The organism is Leifsonia sp. L25 (assembly GCF_050632895.1).
In genome coordinates, this window is sequence record NZ_JBODRZ010000003.1 from 1,154,476 (window position 1) to 1,175,065 (window position 20,590).

At 69.9% G+C, this 20,590-nt stretch carries 26 protein-coding genes, 1 tRNA gene and 1 pseudogene; 11 read left to right on the forward strand and 17 right to left on the reverse strand.

The window, feature by feature from the left end; genetic code table 11:
* Positions 1 to 198: 198 nt before the first annotated feature.
* Both ACRAWC_RS09450 and ACRAWC_RS09455 read right to left on the reverse strand, forming a co-directional pair.
* Entirely contained in the window at positions 199 to 867 is a 669-nt protein-coding gene (locus ACRAWC_RS09450) for a hypothetical protein (RefSeq protein WP_431347482.1), read from the reverse strand.
* Positions 868 to 1,164: 297 nt separating this feature from the next.
* Positions 1,165 to 1,290 carry a hypothetical protein gene (locus ACRAWC_RS09455; RefSeq protein ID WP_431347483.1) on the reverse strand — a complete coding sequence of 42 codons (126 nt, stop codon included), beginning with the start codon at positions 1,288 to 1,290 and terminating at the stop codon, positions 1,165 to 1,167.
* A gap of 97 nt (positions 1,291 to 1,387) precedes the next feature.
* Between ACRAWC_RS09455 and ACRAWC_RS09460 the strand changes: the two genes are divergently transcribed.
* Complete coding sequence (locus ACRAWC_RS09460) at positions 1,388 to 1,639, forward strand: hypothetical protein (RefSeq protein ID WP_431347484.1); 252 nt, start codon at positions 1,388 to 1,390, stop codon at positions 1,637 to 1,639.
* Between the two features lie 104 nt (positions 1,640 to 1,743).
* Here the strand turns inward: ACRAWC_RS09460 and ACRAWC_RS09465 are convergent.
* Positions 1,744 to 1,825 (reverse strand) — tRNA-Tyr (locus ACRAWC_RS09465).
* A 62-nt stretch (positions 1,826 to 1,887) separates the two neighbouring features.
* Positions 1,888 to 2,190 carry a helix-turn-helix domain-containing protein gene (locus tag ACRAWC_RS09470; RefSeq protein WP_431347485.1) on the reverse strand — a complete coding sequence of 101 codons (303 nt, stop codon included), beginning with the start codon at positions 2,188 to 2,190 and terminating at the stop codon, positions 1,888 to 1,890.
* Positions 2,191 to 2,336: 146 nt separating this feature from the next.
* Between ACRAWC_RS09470 and ACRAWC_RS09475 the strand changes: the two genes are divergently transcribed.
* Positions 2,337 to 2,480 (forward strand): hypothetical protein, encoded by a 144-nt coding sequence (locus tag ACRAWC_RS09475; protein ID WP_431347486.1) that lies wholly within the window; start codon positions 2,337 to 2,339, stop codon positions 2,478 to 2,480.
* 116 nt (positions 2,481 to 2,596) lie between these two features.
* The gene (locus tag ACRAWC_RS09480; RefSeq protein WP_431349411.1) at positions 2,597 to 3,043 is read left to right on the forward strand and encodes a YajQ family cyclic di-GMP-binding protein; all 447 of its coding nucleotides are present in this window, start codon (positions 2,597 to 2,599) and stop codon (positions 3,041 to 3,043) included.
* Here ACRAWC_RS09480 and ACRAWC_RS09485 read toward each other — a convergent pair.
* The 4 genes from ACRAWC_RS09485 to ACRAWC_RS09500 all read right to left on the reverse strand — a co-directional run bounded on the left by ACRAWC_RS09485 (position 2,949) and on the right by ACRAWC_RS09500 (position 7,615).
* The gene (locus ACRAWC_RS09485) at positions 2,949 to 4,031 is read right to left on the reverse strand and encodes an alpha/beta hydrolase (RefSeq protein WP_431347487.1); all 1,083 of its coding nucleotides are present in this window, start codon (positions 4,029 to 4,031) and stop codon (positions 2,949 to 2,951) included. The genes ACRAWC_RS09480 and ACRAWC_RS09485 overlap by 95 nt on opposite strands.
* An 83-nt stretch (positions 4,032 to 4,114) precedes the next feature.
* A complete protein-coding gene (locus ACRAWC_RS09490; protein ID WP_431347488.1) occupies positions 4,115 to 5,497 on the reverse strand; it encodes an FAD-dependent oxidoreductase in 1,383 nt (460 codons plus the stop codon).
* 18 nt (positions 5,498 to 5,515) lie between these two features.
* A complete protein-coding gene (locus ACRAWC_RS09495) occupies positions 5,516 to 6,574 on the reverse strand; it encodes a polyprenyl synthetase family protein (protein ID WP_431347489.1) in 1,059 nt (352 codons plus the stop codon).
* A 21-nt stretch (positions 6,575 to 6,595) separates the two neighbouring features.
* Positions 6,596 to 7,615 carry a demethylmenaquinone methyltransferase gene (locus ACRAWC_RS09500; protein WP_431347490.1) on the reverse strand — a complete coding sequence of 340 codons (1,020 nt, stop codon included), beginning with the start codon at positions 7,613 to 7,615 and terminating at the stop codon, positions 6,596 to 6,598.
* Positions 7,616 to 7,785: 170 nt separating this feature from the next.
* Here ACRAWC_RS09500 and ACRAWC_RS09505 point away from each other — a divergent pair.
* Positions 7,786 to 9,044, forward strand: a pseudogene (locus ACRAWC_RS09505) (isochorismate synthase); the annotation flags it as partial.
* 28 nt (positions 9,045 to 9,072) lie between these two features.
* Here ACRAWC_RS09505 and ACRAWC_RS09510 read toward each other — a convergent pair.
* Positions 9,073 to 9,927, reverse strand: coding sequence for a PPK2 family polyphosphate kinase (locus ACRAWC_RS09510; protein WP_431347491.1), 855 nt, complete (start codon positions 9,925 to 9,927; stop codon positions 9,073 to 9,075).
* A 77-nt stretch (positions 9,928 to 10,004) separates the two neighbouring features.
* A complete protein-coding gene (locus ACRAWC_RS09515; protein WP_431347492.1) occupies positions 10,005 to 11,903 on the reverse strand; it encodes a thioesterase domain-containing protein in 1,899 nt (632 codons plus the stop codon).
* Between the two features lie 129 nt (positions 11,904 to 12,032).
* Between ACRAWC_RS09515 and ACRAWC_RS09520 the strand changes: the two genes are divergently transcribed.
* The 3 genes from ACRAWC_RS09520 to ACRAWC_RS09530 all read left to right on the forward strand — a co-directional run bounded on the left by ACRAWC_RS09520 (position 12,033) and on the right by ACRAWC_RS09530 (position 13,947).
* Complete coding sequence (locus ACRAWC_RS09520; RefSeq protein ID WP_431347493.1) at positions 12,033 to 12,419, forward strand: SHOCT domain-containing protein; 387 nt, start codon at positions 12,033 to 12,035, stop codon at positions 12,417 to 12,419.
* Positions 12,420 to 12,550: 131 nt separating this feature from the next.
* Positions 12,551 to 13,246 (forward strand): GntR family transcriptional regulator, encoded by a 696-nt coding sequence (locus ACRAWC_RS09525; protein ID WP_431347494.1) that lies wholly within the window; start codon positions 12,551 to 12,553, stop codon positions 13,244 to 13,246.
* Positions 13,246 to 13,947, forward strand: coding sequence for a GntR family transcriptional regulator (locus ACRAWC_RS09530; RefSeq protein ID WP_431347495.1), 702 nt, complete (start codon positions 13,246 to 13,248; stop codon positions 13,945 to 13,947). The genes ACRAWC_RS09525 and ACRAWC_RS09530 overlap by 1 nt, the downstream gene beginning before the upstream one ends.
* Positions 13,948 to 14,010: 63 nt before the next feature.
* On the opposite strand, the gene ACRAWC_RS09535 is transcribed toward ACRAWC_RS09530, so the two are convergent.
* From ACRAWC_RS09535 to ACRAWC_RS09555, 5 genes are all read right to left on the reverse strand, one after another.
* A complete protein-coding gene (locus ACRAWC_RS09535; protein WP_431347496.1) occupies positions 14,011 to 14,310 on the reverse strand; it encodes a Dabb family protein in 300 nt (99 codons plus the stop codon).
* On the reverse strand, positions 14,307 to 14,573 hold the full coding sequence (locus ACRAWC_RS09540) for a glutaredoxin family protein (RefSeq protein ID WP_431347497.1): 267 nt from the start codon (positions 14,571 to 14,573) through the stop codon (positions 14,307 to 14,309). The genes ACRAWC_RS09535 and ACRAWC_RS09540 overlap by 4 nt, the downstream gene beginning before the upstream one ends.
* An 84-nt stretch (positions 14,574 to 14,657) precedes the next feature.
* Positions 14,658 to 14,756 (reverse strand): 30S ribosomal protein bS22, encoded by a 99-nt coding sequence (locus ACRAWC_RS09545; protein ID WP_003792170.1) that lies wholly within the window; start codon positions 14,754 to 14,756, stop codon positions 14,658 to 14,660.
* Positions 14,757 to 14,824: 68 nt separating this feature from the next.
* Positions 14,825 to 15,055: a helix-turn-helix domain-containing protein gene (locus tag ACRAWC_RS09550; RefSeq protein WP_387818143.1), complete on the reverse strand. Its 231-nt coding sequence runs from the start codon at positions 15,053 to 15,055 to the stop codon at positions 14,825 to 14,827.
* Positions 15,056 to 15,151: 96 nt separating this feature from the next.
* A complete protein-coding gene (locus ACRAWC_RS09555; protein WP_431347498.1) occupies positions 15,152 to 15,568 on the reverse strand; it encodes an ArsR/SmtB family transcription factor in 417 nt (138 codons plus the stop codon).
* A 482-nt stretch (positions 15,569 to 16,050) separates the two neighbouring features.
* On the opposite strand from ACRAWC_RS09555, the gene ACRAWC_RS09560 reads away from it, so the two are divergent.
* Positions 16,051 to 16,716 carry a hypothetical protein gene (locus ACRAWC_RS09560; RefSeq protein WP_431347499.1) on the forward strand — a complete coding sequence of 222 codons (666 nt, stop codon included), beginning with the start codon at positions 16,051 to 16,053 and terminating at the stop codon, positions 16,714 to 16,716.
* 84 nt (positions 16,717 to 16,800) lie between these two features.
* Here ACRAWC_RS09560 and proC read toward each other — a convergent pair whose 3' ends face one another.
* Entirely contained in the window at positions 16,801 to 17,649 is an 849-nt protein-coding gene (gene proC, locus ACRAWC_RS09565; protein WP_431347500.1) for a pyrroline-5-carboxylate reductase, read from the reverse strand.
* Between the two features lie 22 nt (positions 17,650 to 17,671).
* On the opposite strand from proC, the gene ACRAWC_RS09570 reads away from it, so the two are divergent.
* Both ACRAWC_RS09570 and ACRAWC_RS09575 read left to right on the forward strand, forming a co-directional pair.
* Entirely contained in the window at positions 17,672 to 18,637 is a 966-nt protein-coding gene (locus ACRAWC_RS09570; protein WP_431347501.1) for a cation diffusion facilitator family transporter, read from the forward strand.
* Positions 18,634 to 19,335, forward strand: coding sequence for a glutamine amidotransferase (locus ACRAWC_RS09575; protein ID WP_431347502.1), 702 nt, complete (start codon positions 18,634 to 18,636; stop codon positions 19,333 to 19,335). Before ACRAWC_RS09570 ends, ACRAWC_RS09575 begins: the two co-directional genes overlap by 4 nt.
* Before the next feature lie 76 nt (positions 19,336 to 19,411).
* Here ACRAWC_RS09575 and tadA read toward each other — a convergent pair whose 3' ends face one another.
* Positions 19,412 to 19,879: a tRNA adenosine(34) deaminase TadA gene (tadA, locus tag ACRAWC_RS09580; protein WP_431347503.1), complete on the reverse strand. Its 468-nt coding sequence runs from the start codon at positions 19,877 to 19,879 to the stop codon at positions 19,412 to 19,414.
* A 54-nt stretch (positions 19,880 to 19,933) separates the two neighbouring features.
* On the opposite strand from tadA, the gene upp reads away from it, so the two are divergent.
* Positions 19,934 to 20,566: a uracil phosphoribosyltransferase gene (gene upp / locus ACRAWC_RS09585; RefSeq protein ID WP_431347504.1), complete on the forward strand. Its 633-nt coding sequence runs from the start codon at positions 19,934 to 19,936 to the stop codon at positions 20,564 to 20,566.
* The last annotated feature ends 24 nt before the right edge of the window (positions 20,567 to 20,590 follow it).

The following is a 20,590-nucleotide window of genomic DNA, read 5'->3' on the forward strand; positions in this document are numbered from 1 at the left end:
GTCCGCGCCGACGTCGGCGTGGAACGCACATCTCAGCCGCGATGAAGCTTGAGGCGGCCAACGGGGCCGCAGGCCTTGACGACGCGACTAGCCTGCTCACTCGGCTGGGCCAAGCGCTCGGGGTCGGTGAGACCTGATCGTCGGCGGTGCCAGCGCAGCGGCATCGGACAGGAGCCCACACCAGGCGGATGACGCCCGCTAGAGATGGATCAGCCCGGCTTGCTCCGCACGGTTGATGGAGTGGAGCACTTCGCTCGCTACCGCTCGCATCTGAATCTGGAGCAAGTCGCGCTGGGACGCCCGCTGTTCAGAACGTTGTTTCTCCGCGCCGTCGCGGCTGAGGAAAGTGGGCGAGCCCGCGAAGAGTGCAGAGATGTGATGGCCGGCGAGGTCCACGTGGGCGCCGCCGTCCTGGTTCGCGAGCCCGAGGACCAGCTGCTTGCGGGTGATGCTGGCATCGCCGAACTGCACGACAGGTTCACCAGTCCACCAGTCGTCGTAAGGGACATAGCGGCCATCTGGACCGAAGTCCAGCGGCTCGAGGTAGGTCGACCCGTCCGCTGCATAGGCGATGCCATGCAGCGACGACCCGATTTCCGGAGTGTCCTCTGGAATATCGAGCGCAGGCGGTATGTAGAACGAGCGCCACAGCATCTCCCGCTTCGCACCGAGCTGGAGGAGAGCGCTATCACCGGGGCCGTCGTCGTACGAGATAGTGCGAACCGACAGTGCCATCCGTAGTGCTTCTGAATGATCCCCGGCGTCGAACTCGCGAGCGCTCTTCATCAGGAACGAGTAGTGCTCGCGGAACCGGACCATAACCTCGGCGCGCTCAGCGCCATCCTGGGCTTCATCGACCTCGGTCATGGAGCACACCGTACCGCCTTTGCGCTCGCGGTGTCCGCTCTGGTACCGCCAGGTGCGTGAGAGCACACACCCTCAGATGGGCTCCGGCGTCACCCGGACCTCGATTGAGCTAGCTGGGACATCCAGGGTCACCGCAATGAACTCCCGCGCCATCGGAGGCACGTCGGCGAGATCCGCTGCTTGAGTTAGGCCGCCTAACTCGGGGATAGCGATCATTCACCACACGCCGTCGCGGGTGACGGTGACCTCGTACTCACGCATACCAACATCCTGCACCGTGAGACGGCCAAGCGTGATTCAGGCAAGCTGGGCCGCCTCGGCCTCGCGCCGCTCGAGTTCGAGCCGGATCGCGATCTGCAGGAGCACACGGCCGGAGGCGCGCATGCACTCCTCTCGGGTCGGTCTCCCGCTTTCGTCGTCCATATGGCCGTCTCCTCACGCTCGGGGCTATCCTGGCGATATGAGCGCGCAGCAACGCTAGCCGCATCCGGCGGCCGGCGACACCGATTAGGGAGTCCCTATGAAGTCTGCGCTCAGCCATCTTCTCTTTCGCCTCGTCTACGGCGACCACCTGTATTCGCCGCCTTCGAACCCCCGGCGCCTGCTCTGCGAAGCACTCTTCCGGATGTTCGGGCACCGCGTCTGCTGCCGCGTACCCGAGTGGACTGCGCGCGTCGGGCAGCCGTGGGACGCGTACGACATCGCACCGTGGAACCTCTACAACCTGCTGTGGGCGGCAGAGACCTGGATTCGGCAGGGCATGACGCCCTAAGCCATCGAGAATCAGCCCTGTGCACACACATCGCTCACACATTGCGCGATCGCACGACAAAGGGGACCCGGCTCATTGCCGAGTCCCCCTTTGTTTCACTGGGGTGGCGAGTGAGGGATTCGAACCCCCGAAGGCTACGCCGGCTGATTTACAGTCAGATCCCTTTGGCCGCTTGGGTAACTCGCCATTGCGCCCGAAGGCGCCATGTAAGAATACTCGGCGCGCGCCGCCGAACGAAATCGGGCGGGTCAGGCTGCGAGGAGCACCGTCGGCGCGTCGGCCGGCCGGGTGTCGGCGCCGTCGCGCACGAGCGTCAGGACCTCCGCCTCGGCGAACTCCACGACCACCTGCGCCAGCAATTCCCGCTCGGTCACGTCGAGCACCCGGCAGAGCGCCGCGAGGATCTCGGACGACGCTTCCTTGCGGCCGCGTTCGATCTCCGACAGGTACGGGATGCTGATGCGCGACGTCTCCGACAGCTCGCGCAGCGTCGCGCCCCGCTCCGTCCGCAGCCGGCGGAGCACGGAGCCGATCGCGTGCCGCATCAACATGCCTGAAGCCTAAGCCGACGCCCCGGCTCCGCGCCGATCCGATTTTCGGATTCCGCCCACAGCAGAATCCGACCGGACCCGCGCGACTTCGCGACACTCCCCGCCTCCTGCCGCCGATGTCGGTGGCTGCGCGCACAATCGGGGGCATGAGAACGTTGGAGATTTGCGAACGGTGCGACGGGACGGGCGCCGACCCCCGCCAGCACACCGAGGAGATCGCCGTCTGCGTCGAGTGCGACGGCGACGGTTGCCACGTCACCTACTACGCCGAGCTCCAGCAGACGGCCTGAAACCGCGGGACGCCGGGAGTCCGTCCTTCCTGGCCGCGTAAGCTGGGGTCCGGTCAACCGAAGGGAATGGAACAGTGGCAGACTCCTCGTTCGACGTCGTCAGCAAGGTCGACAAGATGGAGGCGGACAACGCCGTCAACCAGGCCCGCAAGGAGGTCGAGCAGCGCTACGACTTCAAGAACGTCGGCGCCTCGGTCGAGTGGAGCGGCGAGCAGATCCTGCTCAAGGCCAACACCGAGGAGCGGGTGAAGGCGGTGCTCGAGGTCGTCGAGTCCAAGTTCATCAAGCGCGGCATCACCCTCAAGTCGCTCGACACGGGCAAGCCGTACCCGTCGGGCAAGGAGTTCCGCATCGAGGTCGGGCTCAAGAACGGCATCGAGCAGGACGCCGCCAAGAAGATCAACAAGCTCATCCGCGACGAGGCGCCCAAGAGCGTGAAGTCGCAGATCCAGGGCGACGAGCTTCGGGTCACCTCGAAAAGCCGGGACGACCTCCAGGCGACAATGGCCCTCTTGAAGGGCGCCGACCTGGATGTGGCCCTGCAGTTCGTGAACTTCCGCTGAGCGCTCCCCTCAGCCAGCGGGCGACCTGCCCGTAGGCCGCCGAGCGCGCCGGCTCCGGCGACAGGAACACGTCGTGCAGCGCGCCGTCGATGCGCGCGACGGTCACCGTCGGCGCGAGCCGCAATGAGCGCACGGCGATGTCCTGCACCAGCAGCACCACGTCCGAGCTCAGCATGTCCGTGGTCCAGTACGGCTGCAGCGTCGAGCGAGCCGACAGCAGCGTGAGCACCGGGACGTCGATCGCGAGTCCGGCCGCGACGCGGGTGTGCCCGGCGAGGACGGCGGTGAGCCAGGCGGGATACACGGTGAAGCCGCGCACGGGGCGCCAGGCGAGGTCGTAGTCCCACTCGCCGTCGAGCGTCCGCGAGACCGAGCGGGTGTAGAAGCCGAGGTCGACGTTGGGCATCGCGGCCCTCGGCTCGATCCGGGACTGGAGGTCGACCAGCGGCGCCAGCATCGCCCGGCCGGCCGAGTGCGCCTGGAACTCCAGCCACGGGCTGTTGAGGACGAGCGCCGACGCCCGGCCGGGGTGCCGGTCGGCCCAGAGGCTCAGGGTGAGGCCTCCCGTCGAGTGGCCGAGCAGGATCAGTCGGCGGTGCGAGCGCTCGCCCTCAGCGTGGCCCATTGCCCTCAGCGCCGCCTCGATGTCGGAGTCGTAGGTGTCCAGCGAGTCCACGAACCCGGGAGTCTGGCCCGGCCGGAGGCTGCGGCCGTACTTGCGCAGGTCCAGCGCGAAGAACCGCGCGCCCTGCTCGTGCCAGAATCGCGCGAGCCCGGTCTGGAAGAAGTAGTCCGACCAGCCGTGCACGTACAGCACATCGGTCTCCTCGGCGGGACGGCCGGGCCGCAGGTCGGCCAGGTGCGGCCACGGCTCGAAGCGCACGAGCGTCGCGACGACCTCGCCCTCGGCGTCGTGGCCGAGCGGGAGCGTCATCTGCTGGAACCCGGCGCCGAGGACGTCGGGGCGCCACTCCGCTGGGCCGACCATGACACCAGCGTGCCAGACCGGAGGTGCCGCACGCGAGAGGGTTCCGCCGCGAGCGGGAGTCCGCCGCGACGCCGAAACCCGGCCTAGTCGGCCGCCGTGGCCTCCACCGCGGCGCCGTTCGACGCGCGCAGCATGTCCTCGCGCGGGACCACCTTGATGCGGGCGCGGCCGCGCTCGGCGCCGAGCGCCTGCTCGTGGGCGTCGAGGTTGTGCCAGCCGTTCAGGTTCGTGTACTCCACACCGCGCTCGCGCAGGAGGTTCTCCACAGATTCCTCGGAGGGGTCAGCGGGAGACCACCAGTTGCCCTGATCGTTGATCACATGCTTGATCGTCTCCATCGCATCCGACTTGGTGTGACCGATGAGGCCCACCGGGCCCCGCTTGATCCACCCCGTCGCATACACGCCGTACATCCGCTCGTTGTCGCGGTTGCGCAGCACCTGGCCCTCGTGGTTCGGGATGACGCCGTGCTTCTTGTCGAACGGGATCCCGGGCAGCGGCGACCCGAAGTAACCCACCGCGCGGTAGAGCGCCTGGATCTCCAGCTCCCGGATCTCTCCGGTGCCGCGCACGCCGCCGGCTCCGTCGGACTCGGTGCGCTCGTAGCGGATCGCCCGCACGTTGCCGTCCTCGTAGCCGAGCACCTCCAGGGGCTTGGCGTAGAAGTGCAGGTGCAGGCGCCGGGAGGCCGAGCCCACCTCGCGCTTCCGCCACTGCTGCAGCACGCGGTCGATGACCATCACCTGCTTGTTGCTCGCGATCGCGTCCTTCGAGTGCTCGTCGTACTCGAAGTCCTCGTCGTAGAGGATCATGTCGACATCGCGCAGTTCGCCGAGCTCGCGCAGCTCCAGCGGGGTGAACTTCACCTGCGCCGGGCCGCGCCGCCCGAAGACGTGCACGTCGGTCACCGGCGAGTTCTTCAGGATCTCGTAGACGTTGTCGGGGATCTCCGTCGGCAGCAGGTCGTCGGCGTGCTTCGCCAGGATGCGCGAGACGTCGAGCGCCACGTTGCCGTTGCCGATCACCGCCACGGACTTCGCCTCCAGCGGCCAGGTGCGCGGCACGTCGGGGTGGCCGTCGAACCAGCTCACGAATTCGGCCGCGCCGTAGGAGCCGCCGAGGTCGATGCCCGGGATGTCGAGATCGGAGTCGCGCACCGCTCCGGTGGCGAAGATCACCGCGTTGTAGTGGCGCTTGAGGTCGTCGAGCGTGATGTCGACGCCATACGTCACGTTGCCGAAGATGCGGATGTCGCCGCGGTCGAGCACCTCGCGCAGCGCGGTGATGATGCCCTTGATGCGCGGGTGGTCGGGGGCGACGCCGTAGCGCACCAGACCGTACGGCGCGGGGAGGGCCTCGAACAGGTCGATCGAGACGTCGAAGCCGCGCTCCGCCTTGAGCAGGATGTCAGCGGCGTAGATCCCGGCCGGCCCGGCGCCGACGATCGCCAGTCGCAGTTTGGTCATACGTTGATTCCTTCGTGCTCAGCTCGAACGTTCGACGATCGTGTCGGCGAACCGCACCAGCGCCTTCTTCACGGGGCCGTCGGGCAGCGGTTCGAGCGCCTCCACGGCCTCCCGGGCCCAGCGGTGGGCCTCCTCGAGGGTCTCCGCGGTCACGGGGTGCTCCCGGAGCGCGGCGATCGCCGCGGTGGCCTCCGGGGTGATCTCGCCCTCCTCGGCCGTGCCCATCACGTCACGCTCCAGCCGCTCCAGCAGAGCACGCGACTCGGGGTCGGCGTCGGCGCGCTCCCGCAGCTTCAGCACGGGGAGGGTCGCAACACCGGCGCGGAGGTCGTTGCCCGGGGTCTTGCCGGTCTCGGCGACGCCGACGGAGGACAGGTCGATCACGTCGTCGATCAGCTGGAACGCGACGCCGATCTTCTCGCCGAAGGTCACGACGGGCTGCTCATAGGCGGTGTCGGCATTCGAGAACGCGACGCCCATCTGCGCGGCTACGGCGATGAGGGAGCCGGTCTTGTCCTCCAGCACGCGGATGTAATGCGCGATCGGGTCCTCGCCGTCCTGCGGCCCGATGGTCTCGTGGAGCTGGCCCAGGCAGAGCCGCTCGAAGGTGTCGGCCTGGAGCTGGATGGCGCGCTCCCCCAGAGCCGAGACGAGCTTGCTGGCCCGGGCGAACAGGAGGTCGCCGGTGAGGACCGCGACGGAGTTGCCCCAGACGAACTGGGCCGTGGGCACCCCGCGCCGCATCTGCGAGTCGTCCATGACGTCGTCGTGGTACAGGGACGCGAGGTGGGTGATCTCGACCGCCTGCGCGGCCTGCAGGACGCGCGGAGTGTTGCCGTCGCCGAGCTGGGCGGTGAGGAGCGTGAGCATGGGACGGACTCGCTTGCCGCCCGCCTCCAGGAGGTACCGGGTGGTGACGTCCGCGAGGTTGTCGGCGAACCGCATCTCGCGGTGCAGCGCCTCCTCGACCTGCGCGAGGCCGTCGTCGACGGCGTTGGCGACCTGGCGGTCCTCTCCGCGGACGAAGATCCGCTCGGTCAGGCCGAGCTGGCTGCTGAGCGACGCGGGTCGCCGCACGACCGGAACGCTACGTGGCACTTACTCCCCCTCGGATGGGACGGCGGTCGTCGAGTCTTCGGAGCCGACGGCGCGGTCGGATCGCGCCGTCGCGCCGGACCCGGTGGCGGGCGTGCGGGCGGCGGGCTTGGCCGCGGCGGGCTTCTTCGCGGCGGGCTTCTTCGCAGCAGGCTTCTTCGCAGCAGGCTTCTTCGCAGCAGGCGTCGCCGCAGCAGGCTTCTTCGCAGCAGGCGTCGCCGCAGCAGGCTTCTTCGCAGCAGGCTTCTTCGCAGCAGCCGGCGTCGCCGCAGCAGGCTTCTTCGCAGCCGGCTTCGCGACCTCCACCGGCTTCGGCACCGCCACGGGCTTCCACCCGCGGTGCAGCGCCACGATCCCCGCGGTCAGGTTGCGCCAGGCCACGCGCTCGAAGCCGGCCTGGCGCAGCCACGAGGCCAGCGCCGGCTGGTTCGGCCACGCCTCGATCGACTCCATCAGGTACTCGTACGCCGCGGGGTTCGAACTCGCCACGCGGGCCAGCACGGGCATCCCGTAGCGCAGGTACGCACCGTAGCCCGCGCGGATCGCCGCGAGGGGAGGCTGGGAGAACTCGCACACCACGACCCGTCCCCCGGGCTTGGTGACCCGGTAGAACTCGGCGAGCGCGGCTCGCGGATCGACGATGTTGCGCAGGCCGAACGAGATCGTCACCGCGTCGAACGTGTCGTCGTCGAACGGGAGCTTCGTGGCGTCCGCCTGAACGAACGTGATGAACGGGTTGCCGACCTGCCTGCGCCGGCCCACCTCGATCATGCCCTCCGAGAAGTCTGCGGCGACAACGCTCGCCCCGTTGCGCGCCAGGGACGCACTGGAGGTGCCCGTTCCCGCCGCGACGTCGAGGATCGTCTCGCCGGCGCGGGGCCCGACGGCTCGGGTCGTCGCCACGCGCCAGAGCGTCGCGTTGCCCATCGAGAGGACCGTGTTGGTCCGGTCGTAATGGGTCGACACCTCGTCGAACATGGCGGCGACCTGGGAGGGCTGCTTGCGGAGGTCGGCCTTACTCACCCCCCAGCTTAGGCTGCCCCGACATGCCGTGCATTTCACGGCCCCGCACCGCGCCTCCGCCATCGGGCCAACGCCCAGCCGCCGCGCATCCGGCGCCCAGCGGCCCGGGCGTAGGCTGGTTCGGTGACCGCACCCTCGACCACCCGCCGGGCTACGGGCGTGACCGCCCTGTCGGTCGAGACCACCCCCTCGACGACGTCCGGCATCTCGTTCCCTTCCTCGACTCCCGCCGACCCCTCGTGTGGATCCGCAAAGGCGAGGGGATCGCCGGCATCGGGGAGGCGCTGCGGCTGGAGTTCCGCGGAGCGGACCGGATCCGCCAGGCGTCGGCCGTGTGGCGGGCGACCGTCCAGGCGGCGACCGTCACCGACTCCGTGCGCACGCCGGGCACCGGGCTGGTCGCGTTCGGGACCTTCGCGTTCGACGACGAGAGCACGGCCACAAGCGTGCTGATCGTGCCGCGGCTCGTTCTCGGACGCCGCGGCGGCCGGAGCTGGATCACCCGGATCACGCCCGTGGACGACTCCCCCGCAGCAGCGGATGCGGCCGACGGGCCGGCACAGACGGACGCCGCGCGCAGCGAACTCCCCCGGCCGATCGCGTTCGGGGACGAGTACCGGCTCACCCTCCTCCCCGCGGGACTCGACGAGGGCGGCTACGAGTCCGCCGTCGCGACCGCGGTGGAGCGCATCCGCGAGCACGACCTCTCCAAGGTGGTGCTGGCCCGGGAGCTGTCCGCGCACCTGCCGCTCGAGTCGGACGTGCGGCGCGCACTGGTGGAGCTGGCGCTCGGCTACCCGGACTGCTGGACGTTCGCCGTCGACGGGCTGGTGGGATCCTCCCCGGAGACGCTGGTGCGCGTGCACCACGGCACTGTGACCGCCCGTGTGCTCGCCGGCACGATGTCCCGCGGCCGCGACGCCGAGAGCGACCGCGCGTCGGCTCAGGCCCTCGCCGGCTCGGCCAAGGACCAGGACGAGCACCGCTTCGCGGTGTCCAGCGTGCTCGACGCGCTGCGCCCGCACAGCGCGGACCTCGGCGCGAGCGACGAGCCGTTCACCCTCAAGCTGCCGAACCTCTGGCACCTCGCGACCGACATCGCGGGCACGCTCAGCGACGGGTCGAGCTCGCTCGACCTCGCGGACGCGCTCCACCCGACGGCCGCCGTGGCCGGGACGCCGAAGCCGGAGGCGATCGCGCTCATCCGCGAGCTGGAGCCGTTCGACCGCGGGCGGTACGCCGGGCCGGTCGGCTGGGTCGGCGGCGACGGCGACGGGAGTGGGCGATCGCCCTGCGCTGCGCGCAGCTCGATGAGACCGGCGACCTGACGGCCTACGCGGGCGCGGGCATCGTGGCGGACTCCGACCCCGCCAGGGAGTACGCGGAGACGACCATGAAGTTCCGCCCGATCGTCGAAGCCTTCGGCTGAGCCCGACCGAAGCCTGAGCGAGCGCGCTCTAACTCGCCGCCAGTCGCGCCTTCTCGACCTCCACGTCGTAGTCCGGCGCGGGCCACTCCAGCCTCAGCTCCTCCAGGGCGTGGATGAGGAGGTGCTGCACCGCGAGCCGCGCGTACCACTTGCGGTCGGCCGGCACGACGTGCCACGGCGCGTACGCCGTCGACGTGCGGTCGAACACCACTTGGTAAGCGTCCTGGTAGCTGTCCCAGACCAGCCGCTCGTCCACGTCGCCCGTCGTGTACTTCCACTGCTTGTCGACACGCTTCAGCCGGTCGCCCAGGCGCTTCTTCTGCTCGTCCTTGCCGAGGTGCAGCATCACTTTGACGATCGTCGTCCCCGACTCCGCCAGCTCCAGCTCGAACTCGTTGATCGCGTCGTAGCGACGCTCGATCTCGTCCTCCGGGGCGAGCTTGCGGACCCGGCCGATGAGGACGTCCTCGTAGTGCGAACGGTCGAAGACGCCGACCTCCCCCGCCGCCGGCACGTGGCTCCAGATCCGCCAGAGGAAGTCGTGGGCGAGTTCCACCTGCGTCGGCTTCGTGAAGCCCGCATACCGCACGCCGCCCAGGTTCATCTGTCCGACGACGTGGGTCACGATTCCGCCCTTGCCTGCCGTGTCCATCGCCTGCAGGACGAGCAGCACGCTGCGCCGGTCGCCGAGGGTCCCGGCGGCGAACAGTCGCTCCTGGAGATCGGCGAGGATCGCGGCGCCCTCGGCGAGCGCCGCCCGGCCGTCCTTCTTGCGCCCGTCGAACCCCGGAGTCCCCGCCGTGTCCTGCTCGGCGAGCAGGAAGCCCTCGCCCACGCGCAGCAGCGGGTCGGGGTCCTCGGCCCAAAACGTCTCGCGTCCCATGTCGTCTCCTCGCGCCGCCGCTCACACCCTCTTCGGTGGACCGTACCGCTGATCGTACGACCCGGTCACGCCCCCGGTCACACCCCGGCCGCGTCGAGCACCGGCTCGAACGCGTCCGGCCGGTGCAGGACCACCCGCGTCCTCACACCGTCCGGGAACAGCCGGGACACCGCCTCGGGCCGGGCGCGGTCGTCCACGATGACGTCGATGGTCTCCCGCCAGCGTCCGTCGGGCATCCGCTGCAGCGTGGCCTCCCAGGTCAGCCCGGGCGTCTCTCGGGCCTGCAGCCGCAGGTGGATGCCGACCGCGCGCCGCCGGCCGAGCAGCGACAGCAGCCCCCGGTAGACGGCCGCGCGCCTGGTCGGGGCGAGCCAGGGCTCCAGCGCGCGCACCAGCACATCGGCGCTCCACAGGATCGTCGTCGCGAGGCCGCCGCGCGACTGGTACACGTCCACCGCGTAGACGCCCGCGAGGCGGCGCAGCGACTGCCGCAAGGCGCCGCGCGTGATGCCCTCGTCCACGGTGCTGTGCAGATAGAGCGGGACGGCGGCCTGCGCCGTCAGGCTCCCCACCCGCAGCGCCGCGCGGTCGTGGACGCGCTGCCCCGGCCCGAAGAACGGCCGCAGCTCGCCCAGGAGCGCAGCCACCGCGTCGCCCGGCGGGTCGGCCTCGATCGCGCCGGCGGTGTCGGCGTACGCGGTCGCCTGGTGCAGTGCGCCGAGCCGGAAGCCGGGGGCGAGCGCCGGGCCGGCCTTGACGGTGACCAGCACCCGCGAGCCGTGGAGGTCCAGCCGCACCGGGTTCTCCCGGCCGTCGATGCGCGGGACGAGGTCGAGCACGTGCTCGACGGCGAGGGTGCGGATGCCGGCCGGTACGGGCAGGCGCCCGAGCGGAGTGCCGGCGACGACCAGGTGCGTCACGGCGAACCCGGCGGCGTGCGCGCGCACCGCCACCTGCGCGGCGACCATCCCGCCGAGGCTGAAGCCCGCCAGCACGACGGGCTCCCCCGGCCGGATGCCGGCCTCCCGCATCGCCTCCAGTGCCGCCCGCGTGATCGTCGCCTCGTGCTCGCCGCCGATGACGAGGTCCGCCGTCAGGTCGTTGGGCGCGATGCCCGGGCGCGGGCTCCAGGACTTCGTGCTCGGGAACTGCACGATCCAGTGCCGGACGCCCTCGTGCTCGCGTTCCACCAGCCGGATGACTCCGGTGTCGATGCGCTCGTCCAGATCGGGGTCGCAGAGGTCGTCGATCTCGCGCTGGCTGAGCATCAGGTCGCGGAGCGTGTGCACGGACCGGCGCCGCATCGCACCGGCCGCGAGCCCGGGCGTCCCGAGCGGGTCGGGGGACGGGCCGAGCTCCAGGCCCAGCAGCCCGGCCGGTACGTCGGGGAGCCCGGGCGTCGGCGTGTAGTCGTCGCCGCGTCCCGGGTCGCCCCACCAGCCGAGGAAGTCGTGGAGGAGCGGGAACCGGCGCTCCAGGAGGTCGTCGTAGCCGAGCAGCACGGCGTCGTGCCCGTCACGCAGCAGGCCGCGCCTGCGCCCGAGGGCGACCGTCTTGCGCAGCAGCGCCGGGAGGGTGAAGACGGCGACGTAGGGCCGGGCGCGCCAGCGGGGCAGGACGATCCCGACCAGCCCGATGAGGAGGGCGACAGGACCGAGCGCCCAGCCGGCGACCCGGGCCAGCCCACCGGTCAGCCGCGGCGCTGCGGTGAGGTAGAGGGCGCTCAGGGCCGTGCGCCTCGCGCGGCGGCGGTGCGGCTCGGGGACGGGGAACGGGTACTGCACGCGTGACGCGCGCTGTGCGGCGAACCGGAGCCACTCGGCGGCGAGGGCCAGGAGAGCCGCCACGGCTGCGACGACGACCGCGACGGCACCGAGCGCGACCAGTGCCAGTCCCGCCGCGAGCGCGACCGGGGCTCCGACGATGAGGCCGGCGACGAGCCCCGCCCAGCCGCCGGGCGTCCTCCCGCGCCACACGCGCGGGGAAGCTGGCTGAGCATGCGGTCAGCCTAACCGCGCCCGCCCTCGCGACGGCCGAGCACTGCCGTCTAGCCAGGCGCGCCGCGGCAACGCTAGGTTGTGCACACCAACCGGGAGGAGCCCATCGTGAACGGTTTCTGGAACGTCATCTGGCTGATCTTCTGGGCGTTCGCCTTCGTCGCCTACCTGATGGTGCTGTTCACGATCCTGGTCGACCTGTTCCGCGACGAGAAGCTCAACGGCTGGTGGAAGGCCGTGTGGGTGATCTTCCTCATCTTCCTCCCGTTCCTGACCGCGCTGGTCTACCTGGTCGCGCGCGGCCGCGGCATGGCAGAGCGCAACGCACGCGACCGCAGGACCGTCCCGGAAGACACCGACTACTACACGCATCCCACCCCATCGGCCACGCCGGCTGCCGACATCGAGCAGGCGAAAGCTCTGCTGGACAAGGGCGTGATCAGCCAGAACGAGTTCGACGCGCTCAAGGCGAAGGCGCTCGGAAACCGATTCTGAGCACGACTCGAGCTCCTTTCCGCACGATTCAGGGACTTTTGAGCGCCCGACAGGCTATCCTGCGATACGACACGCCTGACTTCATTACGAGATGGGCTTGCATCCGACGCAGGTGGATGTAATATTCATGTATGCCTGTACCCATCGCAGAGGCCGTCAGTCCCCGACGGCTCATCCGGGACGAAGTTTTCGTTCGTCTACTCGACGCCATTGTCGACGGGGACCTCACGCCAGGAGAGCAGCTCTACGACGCTGAGATCGAGAAGTGGGTCGGAGTCTCCCGCACCCCCGTCCGCGAAGCCCTGAACCAGCTCGCGGCAATGGGGCTCGTGGAGATCATGCCCCAGAAACGCACCCGCGTGACTCCGATCGACCCCGTGCGCCTCCGGGCGCTCATCGACACCGTCGGCAGCCTCCTCGTCGGCATCGTGCGCGACGCGACGCCGCTCCTCACCGAGGACGACAGGGACGCCCTCCGCGCCTTCACGGAGCGGTTCGGCGACGGCGACGGGATGGCAGAGCTCGTCAAGGAGCGCGTGCTCACCGACGGCTTCGTCAACGTCTTCCTGCGCCGCCTCGACAACCGCACGCTCGCGAAGCTGTTCACCCGCCACCTCCCCGAGGTGCGCCGGGCGCTGATCGCGGCACCGTCCTCGAAGGCGTTCACGAAGGGGGCGCCGCACCTCGCGTCCGCCGTCGACGCGGCCATCGCCGGCAACGGCGCCAAGGCCGCCAAGGGCGTTTCCGACTTCTGGAACAAGGGGCTCGTCACCGTGGTGGACGAATTCGGAACGAAGGCCGCACTCTCTGGGAAGGAGGGGCGCTGATGCCGCTCCCCGTCAAAGACTCCGCACCCGTCGAGCGCCAGCTCCTGCGCGATGTCGTCTACAACCGCCTCTACGAGGGCATCCTCGACGGCACGCTCGAGCCGGGCGAGACCCTGCTGGACGAGAAGCTCACCGCCTGGCTCGGCGTCTCCCGCACGCCGATCCGCGAGGCGCTGATGAAGCTCGCCGACATCGGCCTGGTCGAGATGGCGCCGAACCGCTACACTCGCGTCGCCCCGATCGACCTCCGCGCCATCGACGAAGCGATCTACACGACAGGACTCCTGCACGAGTACGCGGCCCGCACCTCGGTCCCGAACCTCGACACCGCGGCGCTCGGCCGTCAGGACAAGGCCGTCAAGGAGATCCGCAAGGCCGCCAAGTCGAACAACCTCCCGGCCCTCGGCCGCGCGGTGAACGACTTCTTCCTCGAGTTCGAGCGCAACAGCGGCAACGACGTGCTGCTCGCGATCAGCGAAGGCCTGAGCCCGCAGGTGCTGCGCTACGTCTCCGTGTGGAAGCGTCCGTTCGACACCGACGAGCTGCCCGCCCGCGTCACCGAGATCCACGACGCCGCAAAGGCGCACGACGGCGAGAAGGCCGGCGACCTGGTCCGTGCGCTGTACGCGCCGACGTTCGCGCAGTTCCTCTCGGACTACCGCCGCAGCAACGAGGACATCGAAGAGAGCCCCGTGGTCTAGTCGACCGACCGCATTCGTGCCCGGCGCCTGCCTTCAGGCGCCGGGCACGCCTGCGTTACGGGGTCAGTGCTCGGCGTCGACGGACGCGCGGCCGGACACGACGGACCGGATGTACGACGCGACCTTCTCGTGCTCGGGGTGCTCGACGTACCGCTGCAGGGCGGCTTCGTCCTCGAAATCGCTCACGAGGACGATGTCGAACTCGTTCGCCGGCAGCGAGTTGAGCCCCACCTCGAAGCGCAGGATCTCCGGGACGACCGCGGGAAGGGACTCCAGCCCCGCCTTGACGCGGGCGGCCTGGTCGGCGCGCTCCGCCTCCTCGGTCGACGCGAGCTTCCACATGACGACGTGACGCAGAGTCAACGGGCCTCCTCCAGCAGGGCGGTGCGCAAGCGCGCCTGGTCGACGCGCCAGTAGGTGTGCTGCCGGCCGTCCACGAGGACGACCGGGATGTCCTCCACGTAGCGCTCGTGCAGCTCGGCGTCCTCCAGGATGCTGAGCTCCTCCACGCGCACCTCGGGGGCGCCGGCGGGGAGGGCGTCGATCACCGAGCGGATCGCTTCCCGCGCGTCGTCGCACAGGTGACAGCCCGGCTTGCCGATGAGCGTGACGGTGACGGTGGACACGCGGTCAAGCCTAACCCGGCCGCCCGTGCTCAGCAGAAAGCGCCGGACCTGACGGACCGGCGCTCGAGCAGCAGACGCTGAGGTCTACTTCTTGTTGCGACGCTGGTGGCGCGTCTTGCGAAGAAGCTTGCGGTGCTTCTTCTTCGCCATACGCTTGCGACGCTTCTTGATAACGGAACCCACGTAGACCTCACAAAGTTAGTGGTTTGCCGCGGGATACGCGGCGACACAAGCAGACAGTCTACCCGACTTCACGCCGAGTCTGCGACGCCGCCGTCCAGGTGAGGCGTCACGGCCTCCAGCGCATGCGCCACGGCGGACTCCGGAACGCGGAACGACCGGCCGAACCGGATCGCCGGGAGCTCACCGGAGTGGACGAGCCGGTAGACGGTCATGCGGGAGACGCGCATCATGTCGGCCACCTCTGCGACCGTCAGGAAGCGCACCTCGCGAAGAGCGTTCGAGCCCCCATCGTGAACCATGCGGTGTCCCTTTCTTGCCCGTCATCGTACTCGGGTCGCGACGACGGCGAACTAGGGAACTCTAGTCCGTGTGCGGGGCTGGATTCCAGCCCCGGTTCACTCCCTCCGCCACTTCTTCGGCGTGACGCGCTCCACCCGTCGACGGGTGTCGGCGAGCACCTTGCCGACCGTGCTGGCGAACTCGCGCGTCTCGTCGGCGAGCTGCACCGAGAACGCGGAGAGGTCGACATCCGACGCGGTGAAGGGGATGACCCAATCCTCCACCGCCTCCAGCGGCGTCGGGTCGAGCCGGTAGTACCGGTGCTGGCCCTCCTCGCGGACGGACACCAGCGACGCTTCGCGCAGGACCTTGAGGTGCTTGGACACGGTGGGCTGGCTGAGCTCCAGGGTGGCCACGATCTCCGAGACCGAGATCTCCCCGACGGGACGCGCGTCATCCGAGTTGCGGTCGAGCAGCACTCTGAGAATCTCGCGCCGCGTCGGGTCGGCGATCACGTCGAAGATGTCGGCCATTGCACCAGGCTAGTCGTACGGCTCCCCGAGTACCACGCCCGAAGCTGTCGGTCCGAGACCGCCGGAAGGAACGACCGATCGGCACGGCATATCCGCCCATCGCGCGTCGCGATCCCCTTCAAGCAGCCATCTCTTCCTCACTTTCTCCCTCAGTTGCGCGGCGTGTTGCGGGAGGAAGTGAGGAAGTGATGGCCGGGTTGTGGATAACTGCGTGTGCGGGGAGGCCGGCCTCAGGATGGTCGGATGGAGGAGCTCATCGACCGCACCGGGTTCACACTTGCCGAGGGAATCGCGGGCGGAATCTCGCGTCGCCGACTGTACGGCGATGGTGTCCAACGATCTTTTCGGGGGTCAGGACCATCGATGCCGATCTCACCGATCACCGGTCGCGCTGCCGCGCCTACGCTGCGCTCAAGAGGCCTGGCCACATCTTCAGCCACCACTCGGCGGCCGCACTGCACGGATTTCCACTCCGGTGGTCTGTGCAACCTCGGGATCTGCACCTCGCCGTCTTCGCCCCTCGCAAGCCGCCGCGCATGGCCGGAGTGATCGGCCACGAACTCCGCCCTGCCGGGCATCGCGTGATCGAGATGGACGGTCTGCACGTCGTCGCGCCGGAGGACGCGTGGGCCCAGCTCTCGACGTTCCTGCCGATCGACGACCTGGTTACCATCGGGGACTGGCTCATCACCGGAGACGAGCCGCATTCCGGCGCGGCCACACCGTTCTCGCGGGACCACCTCGAGGCGGCAATCCGTCATCATGGGCGCCGGCCCGGCATTCGAGCATTGCGCCAGGCGTTCGAACTCGTTCGCTACGGCCCTCTCTCGCCCCAGGAGACGAGGCTGCGCCTCGAGCTCGTCCGTTCCGGGCTCCCCGAACCCGCGCTCAACCATCATGTTCACGACCGGGGCAGCCGGGTGGCGATGGTCGACCTGGCGTATCCGGAGCGACGCCTCGCCATCGAGTATCTCGGCGATCACCACCGAACGGACGCCGACGCGTATCGCGAGGACATCTATCGCCGAGAGCGGCTCACCGCCGCCGGATGGGACGTCGTATTCCTCACCGTTGCGGACCTCGAAGGACCGACCCCGCGAGCCACCCTCATCGTCCGCCGCGCCTACGCCCGCGCACTCCGCGCCTGAGCCATCGCTTCCTCACTTTCTCCCGCTCCGACGCGGCGTGTTGCGGGAGGAAGTGAGGAAGCGATGGCTGCGGGGGTGGGGGGGTTAGTGGGCGGCTAGTTCGCGGGCGCGGGCGAGGGCTGCGTCGGTGGCGCGGGTGAAGAGGGTGGGGAGGTCGGCGTCGGCGAGGACGGCGATGGCGCGCTCGGTGGTGCCGTTGGGGCTGGTGACGCGGCGGCGGAGCTCGGCCGGGTCCTCGCCGGACGAGACCAGGAGCTCGGAGGCGCCGAGGAAGGTGCCGTTCACCAGGGTGCGCGCCTGCGCGGGCGTGAAGCCCTTCTCGATCGCCGCGGCGGTCAGCGCCTCCACGAGGAAGAACACGTACGCCGGGCCCGAGCCGGAGATGGTGCTGAGCGCGTCGAGCTGCGACTCGGGCACCTCGACGACCTCCCCGACGGTCTCGAACAGCGCGCGGACGAGCGCGAGGTCGTCGGGCTCCGTGCGGGTGCCCGGGCTGATCCCGGTGACGGCCTTGCCCACGACCGCCGGCGTGTTCGGCATCGACCGCACGACGATGACCGACGGCGGCAGCAGCGACTCGAACGTCTTGATGGTGACACCCGCCGCAACGCTCACGACGATGGCTCCGGGCGTCAGCGAGTCGGAGATCTCGTGCAGGAGGTCGGGCACCATCCCGGGCTTGACGGCGACGATCACGAGTTCGGCGCCGTCCACCGCGGCGCGGTTCGCGTCCCCGTCGTGCTCGGTCGCGTACGCGGTCACGCCGGGGATGCCGGCGAGCTCCGCTGCGCGCGCCTTCGACCGATTGGTGACCCGGATGCCGCCGTCCACGGTCACCCCCGGCGCGGTCAGGCCGGAGAGGATGGCGCGGCCCATCGAGCCCGCCCCGAGCATCGCGATGGTGGGCAGCGTGACGTTCTGCGTGTCGCTCATGGGCCCATCCTAGGATGAGGTCATGAGCGCAGAAGGTGGCACCCGGGCGATCGTCGCGGCCTTCGCCGCCAACCTCGGGATCGCCCTCACCAAGTTCATCGCGTGGGCCTTCTCCGGCTCCTCCTCGATGCTCGCCGAGGGCGTTCACTCGGTCGCCGACTCGGGCAATCAGCTCCTCCTGCTCCTCGGCGGACGCCAGGCCAAGAAGAGAGCCGACAAGGAGCACCCGTTCGGCTACGGGCGCGAGCGCTACGTGTACGCGTTCGTCGTCTCGATCATCCTGTTCTCGGTCGGCGGCGTCTTCTCGCTCTACGAGGGCGTCGAGAAGCTGACGCACCCGCACCCGCTGGAGAACTGGTGGCTGCCGCTGCTGGTCCTCTTCATCGCGATCGGCCTGGAGTCGTTCTCGCTGCGCACGGCCGTGCGCGAGTCCAACCCGCTCCGCAAGGGGATGTCGTGGCCGCAGTTCATCCGGCGCGCGAAGGCCCCGGAGCTGCCGGTGGTACTGCTGGAGGACGTCGCCGCGCTCACCGGCCTGGTCTTCGCGCTGATCGGCGTCGGGCTCACGATCATCACCGGCAACGGCGTCTGGGACGGCGTCGGCACCGTGCTGATCGGCCTCCTGCTGGTCGCAGTCGCGATCGTTCTCGGCATCGAGACCAAGAGCCTCCTGGTCGGCGAGGGCGCCTCCGACGCGGACGTCGCCGCCATCGAGAAGGCGATCCTCCTGGGCGGCGACGAGGTCGAGCGCATCATCCACATGCGCACCCTCTACCTGGGGCCGGACGAGCTGCTCGTCGGCGCCAAGCTCGCCGTCGCGGGCGAGCAGAGCATGCTGGAGGTCTCGGCCGCGATCGACGCGATCGAGCGGCGCATCCGCGACGCCGTGCCCGTCGCCCGGGTGATCTACATCGAGCCGGACGTCTGGGTCGACCCGAACGAGCAGCACCCCGCCACCGACACCATCATCGTCAAAGGACTCGAGTGACCCGCACCGCGCTGATCCTGCAGCACGACCCGTCCATCCACCTCGGCAACATCGGCCCGGTGCTTGTGGAGCACGGCTACGACCTGCGCATCGTCGACGTGACGACGCAGGATGTGTCCGCCCTCGACCCGCAGGAGGCCGACCTCGTCGTCGTGCTCGGCGGCGAGATGGGCGCGTACCAGACGGACGAGTTCCCGTTCCTGGCCGCCGAGCAGGACCTGCTGCGCAGCCGCCTCGACGCCGAGCGCCCGACCCTCGGCGTGTGCCTGGGCGCGCAGCTCATGGCCGGCGCGCTCGGCGAGCGCGTCTACAAGGGCGACACCATGCAGATCGGTTTCCGCCGTGTGGAGCCGACGGAGGCCGGCGCGATGTCGCCGATCCGTCACTTCGACGGCGTGCCGGTCGTGGAGTGGCACGGCGACACCTTCGAGCTGCCGGAGCGGGCGACCCGCCTGGCGTCGTCCAGCGATTACTCCAACGAGGCGTTCGCGATCGGCGGCTTCGCGCTGGCGGTGCAGTTCCATCCCGAGGTGACGGACGAGATGCACGAGGAGTGGGTCGCCGACGGGTACAACGAACTCGACGAGCACGCGCTCGACCCGGAGGCGCTGCGCGAGGATCGCGAGCTCTACTCCGCCCGGATGCAGGAGGCCTCCCGCGCCGCCTTCTCCGAGTGGCTGGAGGCCCTCCCCCGCTGAGCCGCTATCGCTTCCTCAGTTTCTCCCGCAACGCGCCGGGCGCGAGCGGGAGAAAGTGAGGAGACGATGGCTGCGGTCAGCGCTTGGCGCGGAAGAAGTCGAGCAGCAGGTCGGCGCACTCCTCGGCGAGGACGCCGGGGTAGACGGCGACCTGGTGGTTGAGCCTGCGGTCGCGGAGCACGTCGTAGACCGAGCCCGCCGCGCCGGCCTTCTCGTCCCACGCGCCGAAGACGACGGTCGGGACGCGGGCGGCCAGCACCGCGCCGGCGCACATCACGCACGGCTCGAGGGTCACGACCAGGGTGCAGCCCTCCAGGTGCCAGTCGCTACGCGTCGCGGCGGCCGCGCGCAGCGCCAGGACCTCGGCGTGCGCGGTGGGGTCGCGGTGCAGCTCGCGCTCGTTGCGTCCGGTGCCGATGACCTCGCCGTTCTCGTCCAGCACGAGCGCCGCGACCGGGACGTCGCCCGTGTCGAAGGCGAGCCGGGCGTCCGTGACGGCGCGGCGCATCCACCGCTCGTAGTCGGCGGGCACGGGAAGGGTCACGGCTGCTCCTGGCTGGGGTCCTCGCCCGGGGCGGGTTCGGCTAGCCTTGAGCCTATGCGAGTGCACGTAGCAGACCACCCCCTGATCACCCACAAGCTCTCCGTGCTCCGCAACAAAGAGACCCCGTCGCCCGTCTTCCGGGCCCTCACGGAGGAGCTCGTCACCCTCCTCGCCTATGAGGCGACCCGCGCCGTGCGCGTCGAGCCCGTCGAGATCCAGACCCCGGTGACCACGACGATGGGCGTCACCCTCAGCCAGCCGCGGCCGCTCGTCGTTCCGATCCTGCGTGCGGGGCTCGGGATGCTGGAGGGCATGGTCAAGCTGATGCCGACCGCCGAGGTCGGCTTCCTGGGCATGGTGCGCAACGAGGAGACCCTCGAGCCGACCACGTACGCCGAGCGTCTGCCGATGGACCTCTCCGACCGCCAGTGCTTCGTGCTCGACCCGATGCTCGCCACGGGAGGCTCACTGGGCGCCGCGATCGAGTTCCTCTTCACCCGCAACGCGGTGGACGTGACCGCGATCTGCCTGCTCGCCGCGCCCGAGGGACTCGAGGCTCTGGAGAAGGCGACGGAGGGCCGCGACGTCACCATCGTCCTCGGCGCTCTGGACGAGCGGTTGAACGAGAACGGATACATTGTGCCCGGTCTCGGCGACGCTGGTGACCGTTTGTACGGCACTGTGTAGGGTGTCGAGCACTCCCGCAACATT

What these genes read in the sequence shown, in the direction of transcription:
- ACRAWC_RS09450 (WP_431347482.1), bottom strand. Translation starts at nt 867, where the DNA reads ATGACCGAGGTCGATGAAGCCCAGGATGGCGCTGAGCGCGCCGAGGTT.
- ACRAWC_RS09485 (WP_431347487.1), bottom strand. Translation starts at nt 4,031, where the DNA reads ATGGTCGGCCCAGCGGAGTGGCGCCCCGACGTCCTCGGCGCCGGGTTC.
- proC (WP_431347500.1), bottom strand. Translation starts at nt 17,649, where the DNA reads ATGAGCGACACGCAGAACGTCACGCTGCCCACCATCGCGATGCTCGGG.
- ACRAWC_RS09455 (WP_431347483.1), bottom strand. Translation starts at nt 1,290, where the DNA reads ATGGACGACGAAAGCGGGAGACCGACCCGAGAGGAGTGCATGCGCGCC.
- ACRAWC_RS09550 (WP_387818143.1), bottom strand. Translation starts at nt 15,055, where the DNA reads ATGGTTCACGATGGGGGCTCGAACGCTCTTCGCGAGGTGCGCTTCCTG.
- ACRAWC_RS09470 (WP_431347485.1), bottom strand. Translation starts at nt 2,190, where the DNA reads ATGTTGATGCGGCACGCGATCGGCTCCGTGCTCCGCCGGCTGCGGACG.
- ACRAWC_RS09525 (WP_431347494.1), top strand. Translation starts at nt 12,551, where the DNA reads ATGCCTGTACCCATCGCAGAGGCCGTCAGTCCCCGACGGCTCATCCGG.
- ACRAWC_RS09490 (WP_431347488.1), bottom strand. Translation starts at nt 5,497, where the DNA reads ATGACCAAACTGCGACTGGCGATCGTCGGCGCCGGGCCGGCCGGGATC.
- ACRAWC_RS09475 (WP_431347486.1), top strand. Translation starts at nt 2,337, where the DNA reads ATGAGAACGTTGGAGATTTGCGAACGGTGCGACGGGACGGGCGCCGAC.
- ACRAWC_RS09530 (WP_431347495.1), top strand. Translation starts at nt 13,246, where the DNA reads ATGCCGCTCCCCGTCAAAGACTCCGCACCCGTCGAGCGCCAGCTCCTG.
- ACRAWC_RS09555 (WP_431347498.1), bottom strand. Translation starts at nt 15,568, where the DNA reads ATGGCCGACATCTTCGACGTGATCGCCGACCCGACGCGGCGCGAGATT.
- ACRAWC_RS09480 (WP_431349411.1), top strand. Translation starts at nt 2,597, where the DNA reads ATGGAGGCGGACAACGCCGTCAACCAGGCCCGCAAGGAGGTCGAGCAG.
- upp (WP_431347504.1), top strand. Translation starts at nt 19,934, where the DNA reads ATGCGAGTGCACGTAGCAGACCACCCCCTGATCACCCACAAGCTCTCC.
- ACRAWC_RS09460 (WP_431347484.1), top strand. Translation starts at nt 1,388, where the DNA reads ATGAAGTCTGCGCTCAGCCATCTTCTCTTTCGCCTCGTCTACGGCGAC.
- ACRAWC_RS09570 (WP_431347501.1), top strand. Translation starts at nt 17,672, where the DNA reads ATGAGCGCAGAAGGTGGCACCCGGGCGATCGTCGCGGCCTTCGCCGCC.
- ACRAWC_RS09510 (WP_431347491.1), bottom strand. Translation starts at nt 9,927, where the DNA reads ATGGGACGCGAGACGTTTTGGGCCGAGGACCCCGACCCGCTGCTGCGC.